Genomic DNA, 11653 nt, shown 5'->3' with positions numbered 1-11653 from the left:
TCCGGCTCCGATAAACTAGGCGCATGAACGCCGTATCGACCGACGCGGCCCTGGCGTCGCCCGAGCGCCTGCGGCTGACCGAAATCTTCCTGTCCCTGCAAGGCGAAGCCCGCAGCATCGGCTGGCCGACCGTGTTCGTGCGCCTGACCGGCTGCCCGCTGCGCTGCCAGTACTGCGACACCGCCTATGCCTTCCACGGCGGCCAGTGGTGGCAGATGGACGACATCCTGGCCGAGGTCGCCGGCCACGGCGCGCGCCACGTCTGCGTGACCGGCGGCGAGCCGCTGGCGCAGAAGCGCTGCATCGGCCTGCTCGAGCGCCTGTGCGACGCCGGCTACGAGGTGTCGCTGGAGACCTCCGGCGCGATCGACATCGCCGAGGTCGACCCGCGCGTGTCGCGCGTGCTCGACATCAAGACCCCGGATTCCAAGGAAGCGCACCGCAACCTGTGGAGCAACCTGGCCCTGCTGACCGCGCGCGACCAGGTCAAGCTGGTGATCTGCAGCCGACAGGACTACGACTGGGCCAAGGACGTGGTCGCGCAGCATCGCCTGACCGAGGTCTGCGACGTGCTGTTCTCGCCCAGCTTCAGCCAGATCAAACCCAGCGACCTGGCCGACTGGATCGTCGCCGACCGCCTGCCGGTGCGTTTCCAACTGCAGCTGCACAAGATTCTTTGGAACGACGAGCCGGGGCGTTGAGGCCGGGATTGGGGATTCGGGATTCGCAACAGCGGCTTCCGACTCCGCCGGATTCTGCGTTCTTCCCTTCGCCCGCTCCGACCAATCCCTAATCCCCAATCTCGAATCCCGAAATGAAAAAAGCCGTCGTCCTCGTCTCCGGTGGTATGGACTCCGCCGTCGTCATCGCCATCGCGCGCGAGCAAGGCTATGCCGTGCATGCGCTGAGCGTGCGCTACGGCCAGCGCCATACCTCCGAGCTCGACGCCGCCGCGCGCGTGGCCCAGTCCCTGGGCGCGGTCGCGCACAAGACCGTCAACGTCGATCTGCGCAGCATCGGCGGCTCGGCCCTGACCGACGAGGCGATCTCGGTGCCGCTGGACACCGACCACCACCCGGTCGGCGTGGACGCGGCCAAGGACGACATTCCGGTCACCTATGTGCCGGCGCGCAACACCATCATGCTGTCGGTGGCGCTGGGCTGGGCCGAGGTGCTGGGCGCGGCCGATATCTACTGCGGCGTCAACGCGGTCGACTACTCGGGCTACCCCGACTGCCGCCCCGAGTTCGTCGAGGCCTTCGAGCGCCTGGCCAACCTGGCCACCAAGGCCGGCGTCGAGGGTGCGGGCCTGCGCGTGCGCGCGCCGCTGCAGTACATGAGCAAGGCCGACATCGTGCGCGAGGGCCTGCGCCTGGGCGTGGATTTCGCCCAGACCGTGTCCTGCTATCAGGCCGACGACGAGGGCCGCGCCTGCGGCCATTGCGACGCCTGCCGCCTGCGCGCCGACGGCTTCGCCGCCGCGGGCGTGGCCGATCCCACGCGCTACGTCTGAACCGCCTGGCCGGGCCGCGCAGAGCCGGGGCCTGACTCCGCGACTAGGGCTTGTTAGAATGTCCGACTCCGGCGCGTTGCCGGCGTTGCACCGGGCCGTTAGCTCAGTCGGTAGAGCAGAAGACTTTTAATCTTTTGGTCGTAGGTTCGAATCCTACACGGCCCACCAAATACGCAAGACGCCCGGGAGCGATCCCGGGCGTTTCGCTTTGCGCGCTCCGCGCCCCGGATGCGCCGTCGCGTCGGTTTTCGCCCCGACGTCGGGCGGGTCACGCCGACGGCCTGGGGGGCGCGCATGAATCGCTTCGAAAGGCGTGCGCGTCGCGCCTACTTCGCCAGCGACATCGCCTTCTCCATCACCGCATCGCGCCCCGCCGCCAGATCCTCGGCGGTCTCCACGACGCGAACGTCCGGCTCGACGCCGGCGTCGGGCTGCTCGGTGGTCGGGAACTGCGCCACCAAGGGCAAGTCGAGTTCGATGCCGGAGTGGGGCAGGGTAAGGAAAAAGAACGCGCTGCCGTTGATGCCGCGCCGATTGCCGCCGGTGGTGCTGCCGATCAGCGTGGCCAGCCCGCTGGCCTTGAGCTGATTGGCGAACTCGAAGGTCGCCGAGCTGTTGGCCGCATCCACCAGCACCAGCACTTTGCCCGTGAAGCGCGGCGACTTCGGCTGCAGGATGTCGGCGGCGTCCGCCGGCCGCCAGCGGGTCAGGGTGAACCAATGCCCGTCCAGCGGCTGTGCGTCCTCGCCCCAATCCTGGAACGACTTGTCCCAGGTTTTCAGGAACGGCAGCAGCGGCGCAGGCACCGTCCGGTAACGCACCTGCTGACGATAGCGAAGCAGCGGCAATGGACGCGCGCTCAGATACGCCAGCAGTTCGTCGCCCACGCTCAGCCCACCCTCGTTTCCGCGCAGGTCGATCACCAGCGTGGTCGTGCCCTCCTTGCCGAGCCGTGCGAACGTCGCCCGCAGATCGGCGCGCCAATCCCAGTTGCTGTCGTACAGCGCCCAGTCGGGCATGCGCAGCAATGCGACGCCTGCGCGGGGGTGTTGCAGCGACCACGCCGGCGCATTCGGTTCGGAACCGGCGCCGCCCGACATGGCGCGACGCTCGTCGATGGTGAATCCGCGCACCGCCACGATGCGATCGGCGGCGTCGCCCGGACTGCGGACCCGCAAACGGAAGTTGTCGCCGAACTCGGGGTATAGCAGCGCGAGGTAGACGTCGAACGCTTCGTATCGGTCCAGCCCGTGCACTTCCATTTGCGCGACGCGCTTGCTGTCGTTGCCGCCGTCGGCGCGCGCCAACGGCATCAGCCGCGCCAGCACGGTCGCCGTCGGCACGCCGTCGATCGCCTTCACCTGCGTGCCCGGGACCAGGCTGGCATCGCTGGAGCCGTTGCGCGTGATCACCATGCGCCCTTCCAGCCATCGGAACTGGAAGGGCAGGCGGGTGCGTCCCGATTCCAGCAGCGCCTTCTGCAGCGCAGGCGACTGATTGAAGAAGTTGGCCTGGGTATGGCCGCAGCGCACCGTGGCCGAGAAGCGCGACAGGGCCAGAAACGCATCGGCCAAAGTGGCGCCGCCGCGCAGTTCCTTGCGCAATGCATCGAATCGCCGCCGCGTCTGCGCCGGCGTGGCGTAGCGGTAGAGGCCGGGATGCAGCCGGGTGTAGGCCCGTTCCAGCAGATCGACATCCGCCACCAGGCCGGCGCCGTCCAATGGGCGCGAGGCCTCCTGTGCGTGCGCCGCGAGGCAGGACGAGAGGGCCAGCAGCGCTACGGCGAGCCAGCGCTGCGGAAAGGATGCGGTTGCGGCCATGCGGACCTCCTTCGGGAGGGGGCAATGTCGAGGAAGCGGGGCGTGGCCGGCGACTCAAAAAGCCGAAACGGCGAAGTTTTTCAAGCGTTGCGACGTGCGTTCAGGGCGGGTCCTGGCCGCGAAGCCGGTATTCGCTGGGGGTGCAGCCCACATAGGCACGAAAGGCGCGATTGAAACTGGCCTTGGAGCCGAAACCGACCGCCAGCGCGATCTCCAGCACCGACGATGCGCCCGACAGCAGCCCACGCGCGGCTTCGGTGCGCTGGCGGTTGATGAACTCGCTGAAGTTCTGCTCCAGCCCCTCGTTGAGCGCTCGGGAGAGATAAAGCGTGTTGGTGCCCAGCCGGCGCGCCAGGCCGGACAGGTCCAGATCCGACTCGCGCCACCAGCCCTGGGCTTGCACCTGGGCCCGGTATTGCTCGCCCAACGCCCGCCAGTCGCGCTCGGCGATCGGCTGGGACGCGACCGCGGCGGCCTCGACTGCCGGCGAGGGTTGGGGGTAGGGATCGTCGGCATGACGCCAGCCTTCGAGGCCCAGGTAGTAGACCAAGGCCACAAAGGCCAGGTACAGCGGGAACTGGTCGAAGTAGTCCAGTCGCGCGACAAAACGGTCGATGAGGGTGAAGCCCAGGTTGATCGCTATGACCAGCGCCATCGCCCACAGGAAGCGTCGCAGCCAGTGCAGGCGGTATTCCTCGCGCGCGCCGCTGTGCTGTTCCAGCCAGCGTTGGTAGACGCCGTAGGCGCGCCATGCCATGAGCCAGTAGGCCGCCATCGACGCGAAGATCAGGGCCTCCAGCACGGGCGCGACGAAGGGCAGGTGCACCTTCTCGTCCCATCGCCACTTCACCGGCAATGGCTGCAGGAACAAGCAAAAGAAATACAGCCCCTGCAAGGCGGCGGGCAGGAAATGCCATCGCCACTTCGGTGGCAACGCCGCCTGCCCCAACTGGCGCACGTACAGCCACACCAGCGGGCCGAACGCGAGCTGCCAGAAGAACGGCGCATACGTCAGCCACGGCCATGCGTCGTAAAACCCCGCATAGCCAATGGTGAAGGGGGTAATCAGCAGCACCACCGCCAGCAACAGCGTGGCCAGGCACCGATTGGCGAGTCGATTGCGCTTCGAGAACGCAAGCAGGCTCGCCATCGCCAGCCCATGCAGGCTACCCAGCAATAGGATCGTGCTCCAAGTGCCCAGCTTCACATCGGCCATAGGCCATTGTGCCCGAGCGAGCGCAGGGCATTGAAAACCGACCGATGCGAGTCGCGCTTCCGCTGGATAGCGCGATAGCTCGCACTGGCGGGCGTAGGCGCGCGGCATCCACCGACGGCCAGCCGCCGCTCACACGCCCATCGCGATCTCCAGCAGGACCCGCCAGGCGTTCATGGGCAGCCAGGCCTCGTAGCCGTCCCAGTGCGCGTATTGCGGCAGTTTCACCGTGTCGGGAATCTGCATGAACGGCGTGCCCTTTTCGAGTTCGGCAGAAATCGCGGCCCTCAGGTCGCGCAGAAATCGCAGCTGATCCGCCACGCTGGTTCTGGGGCCTACCGGCGCGTTGTGGGCGTACATCACCCGATCGAAGTCGAGCGCGTCCATCTCGGCCAGCGTGCGTTCCCATTCCCGCGGAGCGAAGTCGGGCATGTAGGCGAACGCCACCCGCTTCGGCACCACCAGGTCGACGGTGTAGATCGTGCGCTCGCGCGGAAACCGGAACACGGTCATGCCTTCGCCGTGGTTCGCGCCGAAGTACAGCAACTCGATCCGGCTGCTGCCCAGCTTCAATTCCGACCTCGCCCCGGACCAGGTTTCGTCGGGCGGGACCACGTCCGGGCTGGGATGGCGCTTGAGCCAGTCGGCGCTGGTCGCGTGGCTGAGGATCGTGGCGCCCGCCGCCTTGAACACCGCGCCGCCGCTGATGTGGTCGTAGTGGTTGTGCGAGTAGATGAGGTAACGGATGGGGCGGTCGGTCACCTTGCGGATGGCCGCCAGCGAGGCCGCGGCGAAGTCCTGGTCGAAGCTGTCCATGACCACGACGCCCTCGTCGGTGACCATGAAGGCGTTGAAGGCCATGCCGGCGCCGAAGCTGTACAGGCCGGGCGCGACCTCGGTGGTCCGGTAGGCCGGTTTTGCGGGTTGAGCCGACGTGGCCGGGCTGTAGGCGCCCGCCGCCAGAGCGACGAGCGTCAACAGCGTGGCGAGCGATTTCATGAGCGACATGAGGGGCGACTCCATAGCGGACTGCGTCGAGCGACATCTCGGCGCGTGGCGTTCAAGGGACGCGCGTCACCTGCGCGTAAGTGGCCAGCCAGCGACCGTCGCGCTTGGCCCAGACATAGGCCACGCGCAGCCGGCGCGTCTGCCGCTTGCCGTCCTGGGTCCAGCGCAGGTTCACCAGTCCGCCGATCACCGCGCCGTCGCCCCAGACCTTCCGCACCGGCTGTTCGATCGTGTAGGGCTCGATCTTGAATCCGGGCAGATGGAAGTCGGCGAGAAATTGCCGCTTGTCCTCCACCGACGCGTTCGAATTCACCAGCACGTAGTCGTCGTCGACGAGTCGCGCGAGCGTGGCGACGTCGTTGTCGAATTGCGCGCGGTCGTAGGCCGCCACCGCCAGGGCCAGGTCTGGCGGCAGCTCCGCGGCCAGCGCCGGCGATGGGCCCAAGGCGAGCAGAAGCGCGGCTAGTGTCATGACGGTCTCCGTGGATCGATAGCGGGCTTGGCGGGTGCCACGGTCGGCAGCCTGCCTGGCCGCCCTGCGCATCGTCGCGCGGGCGTGGCGCTCAAAGTGCCGTCCAGGCGGCTATGACACAATGACCACTAGGCCTGTTTTGTGGATAACCACTTGGGCAAGCGGTCCGCACGCGAGACCTTCGTTCCCTTCGTCGCCGTCGCGGCGGATGCGCGTCCGCTGTATCGCCAGATCTACGACGGATACCGCGCGGCGATACTGGAGGGCCGGCTGCGCGCCGGGCAACGGATTCCCTCGACCCGGGCGCTGGCCCTGGAACTGGGCATTTCCCGGCTGCCGGTGCTGACCGCCTTCGAGCAATTGCTGCATGAGGGCTATCTGGAAGGGCGCTCGGGCTCGGGGACCTTCGTGGCCTCGTCCATACACGAGCTGCCGGCCGCGGCCACGCCGGGCGCGCGCGCCGCGCACCCGCGCAATCCACGTCGCCGCGCGATCGCTACCGCGACCGCATCGTCCGAGGCGGCGCGGGCGCAGGAGCGAAAAGCCGAGTTGGGTGCGTTCCGGGTCAGCCTGCCCGCGCTCGATCAGTTCCCGAACCGGCTATGGGCGCGCCTGGTCACGCGACATGCGCGCGGCATGTCGGCCGAGTCGATGGCCTACGGCGATCCCGCCGGTTACCTGCCGCTGCGTCATGCCGTGGCCGATTACCTGCGCACCGCGCGGGCGGTGGCCTGCGATGCCAGTCAGGTGCTGATCGTGTCCGGATCGCAGATGGCGCTGCATCTGTGCGCGCGCGTGCTGCTCAAGCCGGGCGACACGCTCTACTTCGAGGATCCCGGCTACCCCGGCGCCCGAACGGCGTTGGGCGCGACCGGCGCGACGGTGCGGCCGGTGGCGGTGGATGCGGAGGGGCTGGCGGTGAAGGCGATGCGCCCCGCCAAGGACGGCGCGAGCGCGGTTTACGTCACGCCGTCGCATCAGTATCCGCTAGGCGTTTCGATGAACGTATCGCGACGCTTGGCGTTGCTGGACTGGGCGCGGCGTCACCAGGCCTGGATCGTCGAGGACGACTACGACAGCGACTACCGTTTTTCCAGCCGCCCGCTCGGCGCATTGCAAGGCATGAACGGCGCGGATCGGGTCATCTACACCGGCACCTTCAGCAAGGTGCTGTTCCCGGCGCTGCGCATCGGTTATCTGGTCGCGCCGGCGTCGCTGGTGCAAGCCTTCATCGCCCAGCGCCTGGCCCTGGATCTGTTTCCGCAGACCCTGGACCAGTTGGTGCTGACCGACTTCCTGTGCGAGGGGCATTTCGCCCGCCATGTGCGGCGCATGCGCGCGATCTACCAGGGCCGTCGGGACGCGCTGGTCGCGGAAATCCAGGCGCGTCTGAGCGGCGTGTTGAGCATCGTCAACGCGGACGCGGGCATGCACCTGACAGCGCGGCTGCCGGCGGGTTACGACGACGCCGAAGTCGTGCGGCGCGCCCGTGCCCGCGGCATCAGCGCGATCGCGCTCTCCAGCTGCTATGTCGCCGACAGCCGCGACCCCGGTCTGGTCCTGGGGTTCGGCGGGGTGCCGGAGGCGGACATCGTGCGCGGCGTGCAGACGCTGTCCAAGGTGCTGGCGGAGATCGCTCGCGGCTGAGAGGCGGCCCGGGAGCGATCCCGGAGCCGCTCTCGTTCGGCGCCTGCGACTCAGGCGCAGGCTTCCAGGATCGCGACCAGTTCGTCCGGCTTGTCGACCGGCACGTCGTGTCCGCAGTCGATTTCGTAGGCGCTCCAGCCCGGCGTGCTGCGCGCGTTTTGCAGCGCCTGCGCGAACGGGCCGTCCCAGCCGGTGGCGAGCACGAAGGCCTTCTTGGGCAGGTCGCGATAGGCGCCGCCGACGCGCAATTTCTGGGTGAAGCTGCCGGTGGGTTGCGGCGTGGCCTTGGCGTCGACCCAGGTGCGGTCGCTTTCGCGCAGGTAGTCGCCGGGCGAAGAGGGCGGGACCGGCGTCATCGGCACAGAGGGGTCCATCCAGGTGGCCAGGTCCGCGAACGATTGCCCGTCCTCCGGGATGAAGGCCTCCAGGTAGACGATCGAAGCGATGCGCGAGGCGATGCGCTCGGCCACGCCGGTGACCACGAAACCGGAATAGGAATGGCCGACCAGCACGATGCCGTCGAGGTCGTTCCAGAGGATCTCGTTGACCACGTCGTCGATATGGGTGTCCAGGTCGATCACGTGGCCGGGCAGGTGCGAGCGTTCGCCCAGGCCGCTGAGGGTGGGTACGTGCACGCGATGTCCGCGCGCGCGCAGGCGCGCGGACACGCCCGCCCAGGCCCAGGCGCCGGCCCAGGCGCCGTGCACGAGCACGAAGGTGGCGCCGGTGGGCGCGCTGGCGGCATGCGGATCGGCGTGGTGCGAAGGGTGGCTCATGAGGGCTTCCTGTGGAGGTTGGCGTCTTGCGACGCTATCGCCGTGCCCCCATGCTGATCCAGCCAATTTTCTTGCTGGCGCTCATTAGGAAATCGAATGGCGACAGGCGTACGCGATATCGACATAGCCCTGCTGCGCGCCTTCGTGGCGGTGGTGAGCACGGGCAGCATGACCGCCGCCGCGCGCGTGGTGCATCTCAGCCAGGGCGCGGTGAGCCAGCAGATCAAGCGTCTGGAAGGACTGCTCGACGCCATCCTATTCGATCGCGGCGGCGACAGCCTCAAGCCCACGCCCGCCGGCCAGCGCCTGCTCGCCCATGCGCAGCGGCTGATCGCGCTCAACGACGAAGTGGTGCGCGCCATGCGCGGTGCCGACGAGCCCGGCGAGATCCGTCTGGGCGTGGCGCACGACGTCGCCGAACTGATGGCGCCGACGGTATTCCAGGCGTTCCGCCGCCGCCATCCGGAAGTGCAGCTGACCCTGCTCAGCGACAATAACCAGAGCATGCGCGAGCTGCTGCGCGGCGGACAGGTCGACCTGGCGGTGCTGGCCGAACGCGAGCCCGGCCAGGGCGAGGAGCTGCTGCTCAGCGACGATCTGGTCTGGGTGGGCGCGCGCGGCGGCGAGGCGCCGCGACGCCGGCCGCTGCCGGTCGCGGTCTGCCACGAAGAACGCTGCGGCGTGCGCGCGGCGACCATCGAGGCGCTGGGCCATGCGGGCATTCCGTGGCGCCCGATCGGTCACCTCGGCCATCTCGAATCGGTGACCGGCACGATCGAGGCCGACATGGCGGTGTCGACCTTCCTGGCCAACAGCGTACCCGATGGTCTGGACGTGCTGCGCGGTCACGGCCTGCCCGCGCTGCCGCACTACTACGTCAATCTGCGCCGCCTGCCCGGCGCGGACGGCGCCGCGCTGCGCACGCTCGAAGGCTGCATACGCGCGAGCTTCGCGCGCGGCGAGGCCTGAGGGCGGCAAAACGCTCTCGAGGCGCCGCGGCCGTTCGCGCGTGCGGCTCGTCGCCCGCCGTGCGGGCGCAAAGGCGGGTGGGCGAGGGCCTGCTCACCGAAAGGGTGTTTAGCGAAGATCGGATAGGCGCGCTATGCCATGCGCGGTGGTAGCGCCGGCCGCCGGCCATGTCTGGGAACGGAAGTTTGCGCCGAAATGCGCGGAGTTTGCGCTGAATCGCGGGGCGATCGCCTCGACTTCGATCGCCGCATGATCCACAGTTTTCGGCAGTGCGCGGGAGCCCGATATGAAGAAATGCAGGATGGTCGTCGCGGTCGTGGCCGCGATGATGGCGACGCCCGCGATGGCGGGAGAATGGTGGCTGGTGTTCATGGGCGGCGAGAAGCCGGCTCGGCTGATCGTCGCGGTCGACGAGGCGTTTCTCGATCCCGTTCCTTTCACCAAGAACAGCTACAAGCTGGAAACCTTCTCGCTGATGGAGCATCCGAAGTCGCCCGACTCGGTGACCTCCAACGTCATCGTCGATTGCGACGAGCAGACCCTGGAAGAAAAGCTGATCCAGGTCTCGCCGCGCGACGACTTCGTCAAGACCGTGCCCGACCAGCCCGCGCATCCGCCCAAGGACGCGGTCGACCGCAAGCTGGTCGAATTCGCTTGCGAGATGGGCCCGAAAGCGCAGGCCGAACGGCTAGCGATGCGTAAAGCCAACAATAGCGAGCGCGGTTTGCTCTTCATGGGGCCGCTTACGACCACCGCCATCGGCGACTTCGCCTGGAAAAACTTCTGGAGCGACGGCAAGCGCCCGGTCGTAGCTAGCAAGCGGTCCAAGCAGGAGATGGACGCCAAAATGGCCGAGCTCGCCGAGCGCAGGAAAGCGGCGCTCGCCGAAGCCAATGCCATCGCCGGCCAGGTCGTCGAGGCCGATAAGCAGGACCAGCAGCGCACCGCCGACGTAATGGCGCTGACCGCGGCGAACGCCAGCATCGCCAAGGCGCGCAAGAAGCGGGAGCCGCGCGAGGTGCGCAACGGCCTCGATCCCTGGATCGGGCATGGCGAAACCGAACTGGTCGGCGCCTGGGGCAAGCCGACCACCTTCGAGGACAAGGGCGCTCAGCGCATCCTGCACTACTACAAGGCCACCGTTCTGCTCGGGCCCGATCCGTCGCAAGGCTGCGGGGCGGGCAATATGTACGTGCCCGATCCCAACTCCAGGAACGGCGGCATGATGTGCGTGGGCGGCGCGCCGGCGCGATCGGAAACCAACGTCGATTGCACCGCCAGCTTCGAAATCCGCGACGGCATGATCGTCGACTACGTCACCAAGGGCCAAAGCCTGCAGAGCCTGAGCTACAGCAACAGTTGCAGCGCGATTTTCGGGAAATCGAACTGAGGTCGGCGGCAGCGAGCGACTAAGCCTGCTCCGCCAGGCCGACGCACACGGCATGGTGCGGGCGCGCTGAGCCGGCATGGGCCATGGGCTCGCGTGCGGCGGCGTTGCAGCGCTCGCGGGCGAGGATCTCGTCCAGGTCGCCGCGCTGGCCCATGAATCGGCTGGCCGCGTCGCCGGCCAGGGCCACGCCGGCGATCGCCACGATCCACAGCAGGGTTTCGCGCGCGCCGCGCTGCAGCGACAGCCGCCAGCGTTCGAAGCGGCCCTGCAGGCGGCGACCGGCGAACACATACAGGGCCAGCAACAGCAGCGGCGGCGCGACGAAGATCGCGTTGTAGACCAGCAGCAGCGGCAGCCATTGCCAGTACGCGAGCGAGGCCGAGGTCATCAGGGCGATCGCGGCGAAGTAGGGCAAGGCGGTGACCATTTCGATCGCGGTCACCGTCATCCCCAGCAGGACCATGCCGATCAGGCCGCCGACGCGTGGCTGCGGCTGTTCGGGGGCGTGCTTGGCCTGTTTGGGCGCGAAGATGCCGTAGGCCAGCATGCCCAGGCCGAGCACCAATTGCAGCGCGAGTACCAGCGGATGATCGAAGACGGTGCCGTAGCGCTCGACCGTGGTGCCCAAGCCCAGCATCAGGGCGATGCCCAGCGCTGTGTAGGTGACGGCGATGCCGGCGATGTAGGCCAGCAGGCGCGGCCCCGCGCCCGGGCGCGCCATCCACCACAGCGCGACGGCCAGTGCGGACGGGTTGACGCTGTCGACGACGGCCAGGCCCAGTACCGGTAGAGCGATGTCGGTCATGCGGTCCCGATCGCGCGAGTGGACGCGAATTGTGCCGGAA

General features: G+C 68.2%; 11 protein-coding genes and 1 tRNA gene. 6 read left to right on the top strand and 6 right to left on the bottom strand.

The features are described 5' to 3' along the window. Window positions 1-23 precede the first annotated feature (23 nt). From queE to ASD69_RS19260, 3 genes are all read left to right on the top strand, one after another. A complete protein-coding gene (queE, locus tag ASD69_RS19270) occupies window positions 24-701 on the top strand; it encodes a 7-carboxy-7-deazaguanine synthase QueE (RefSeq protein WP_056182360.1) in 678 nt (225 codons plus the stop codon). A 113-nt stretch (window positions 702-814) separates the two neighbouring features. After that, entirely contained in the window at window positions 815-1513 is a 699-nt protein-coding gene (queC, locus tag ASD69_RS19265; protein ID WP_056182358.1) for a 7-cyano-7-deazaguanine synthase QueC, read from the top strand. A 92-nt stretch (window positions 1514-1605) separates the two neighbouring features. Beyond that, window positions 1606-1681: transfer RNA gene (locus ASD69_RS19260), tRNA-Lys, on the top strand. Window positions 1682-1839: 158 nt separating this feature from the next. Here ASD69_RS19260 and ASD69_RS19255 read toward each other — a convergent pair. From ASD69_RS19255 to ASD69_RS19240, 4 genes are all read right to left on the bottom strand, one after another. Next, on the bottom strand, window positions 1840-3333 hold the full coding sequence (locus ASD69_RS19255; protein WP_082576646.1) for a S41 family peptidase: 1494 nt from the start codon (window positions 3331-3333) through the stop codon (window positions 1840-1842). Between the two features lie 100 nt (window positions 3334-3433). Beyond that, the gene (locus ASD69_RS19250; RefSeq protein ID WP_056182355.1) at window positions 3434-4549 is read right to left on the bottom strand and encodes a helix-turn-helix transcriptional regulator; all 1116 of its coding nucleotides are present in this window, start codon (window positions 4547-4549) and stop codon (window positions 3434-3436) included. A gap of 129 nt (window positions 4550-4678) precedes the next feature. Beyond that, window positions 4679-5554, bottom strand: coding sequence for an MBL fold metallo-hydrolase (locus tag ASD69_RS19245; protein WP_162250680.1), 876 nt, complete (start codon window positions 5552-5554; stop codon window positions 4679-4681). 52 nt (window positions 5555-5606) lie between these two features. Continuing rightward, a complete protein-coding gene (locus ASD69_RS19240) occupies window positions 5607-6026 on the bottom strand; it encodes a nuclear transport factor 2 family protein (RefSeq protein ID WP_056182347.1) in 420 nt (139 codons plus the stop codon). A gap of 153 nt (window positions 6027-6179) precedes the next feature. Between ASD69_RS19240 and ASD69_RS19235 the strand changes: the two genes are divergently transcribed. Then, window positions 6180-7673 (top strand): PLP-dependent aminotransferase family protein, encoded by a 1494-nt coding sequence (locus ASD69_RS19235; protein ID WP_056182344.1) that lies wholly within the window; start codon window positions 6180-6182, stop codon window positions 7671-7673. 50 nt (window positions 7674-7723) lie between these two features. Here the strand turns inward: ASD69_RS19235 and ASD69_RS19230 are convergent, their stop codons facing one another. Then, window positions 7724-8449 (bottom strand): alpha/beta hydrolase, encoded by a 726-nt coding sequence (locus ASD69_RS19230; protein WP_056182340.1) that lies wholly within the window; start codon window positions 8447-8449, stop codon window positions 7724-7726. 96 nt (window positions 8450-8545) lie between these two features. Between ASD69_RS19230 and ASD69_RS19225 the strand changes: the two genes are divergently transcribed. Beyond that, complete coding sequence (locus ASD69_RS19225) at window positions 8546-9418, top strand: LysR family transcriptional regulator (protein ID WP_056182337.1); 873 nt, start codon at window positions 8546-8548, stop codon at window positions 9416-9418. Window positions 9419-9704: 286 nt separating this feature from the next. Further along, complete coding sequence (locus tag ASD69_RS19220; RefSeq protein ID WP_157499337.1) at window positions 9705-10808, top strand: hypothetical protein; 1104 nt, start codon at window positions 9705-9707, stop codon at window positions 10806-10808. Window positions 10809-10827: 19 nt separating this feature from the next. On the opposite strand, the gene ASD69_RS19215 is transcribed toward ASD69_RS19220, so the two are convergent. After that, window positions 10828-11613: a GAP family protein gene (locus ASD69_RS19215; RefSeq protein WP_056182333.1), complete on the bottom strand. Its 786-nt coding sequence runs from the start codon at window positions 11611-11613 to the stop codon at window positions 10828-10830. Window positions 11614-11653 lie beyond the last annotated feature (40 nt).

The organism is Lysobacter sp. Root604, from assembly GCF_001427505.1.
Lineage (GTDB): Bacteria > Pseudomonadota > Gammaproteobacteria > Xanthomonadales > Xanthomonadaceae > Lysobacter.
Note: the sequence above shows the minus strand (reverse complement) of the source record. Positions and strands in the feature narration are given on the sequence as shown.

Bases quoted from the DNA above. Each gene is read 5' to 3' on its own strand.
- ASD69_RS19220 (WP_157499337.1), top strand. From the start codon at position 9,705: ATGAAGAAATGCAGGATGGTCGTCGCGGTCGTGGCCGCGATGATGGCG.
- ASD69_RS19225 (WP_056182337.1), top strand. From the start codon at position 8,546: ATGGCGACAGGCGTACGCGATATCGACATAGCCCTGCTGCGCGCCTTC.
- ASD69_RS19240 (WP_056182347.1), bottom strand. From the start codon at position 6,026: ATGACACTAGCCGCGCTTCTGCTCGCCTTGGGCCCATCGCCGGCGCTG.
- ASD69_RS19255 (WP_082576646.1), bottom strand. From the start codon at position 3,333: ATGGCCGCAACCGCATCCTTTCCGCAGCGCTGGCTCGCCGTAGCGCTG.
- queE (WP_056182360.1), top strand. From the start codon at position 24: ATGAACGCCGTATCGACCGACGCGGCCCTGGCGTCGCCCGAGCGCCTG.
- queC (WP_056182358.1), top strand. From the start codon at position 815: ATGAAAAAAGCCGTCGTCCTCGTCTCCGGTGGTATGGACTCCGCCGTC.
- ASD69_RS19230 (WP_056182340.1), bottom strand. From the start codon at position 8,449: ATGAGCCACCCTTCGCACCACGCCGATCCGCATGCCGCCAGCGCGCCC.
- ASD69_RS19250 (WP_056182355.1), bottom strand. From the start codon at position 4,549: ATGGCCGATGTGAAGCTGGGCACTTGGAGCACGATCCTATTGCTGGGT.
- ASD69_RS19245 (WP_162250680.1), bottom strand. From the start codon at position 5,554: ATGTCGCTCATGAAATCGCTCGCCACGCTGTTGACGCTCGTCGCTCTG.
- ASD69_RS19215 (WP_056182333.1), bottom strand. From the start codon at position 11,613: ATGACCGACATCGCTCTACCGGTACTGGGCCTGGCCGTCGTCGACAGC.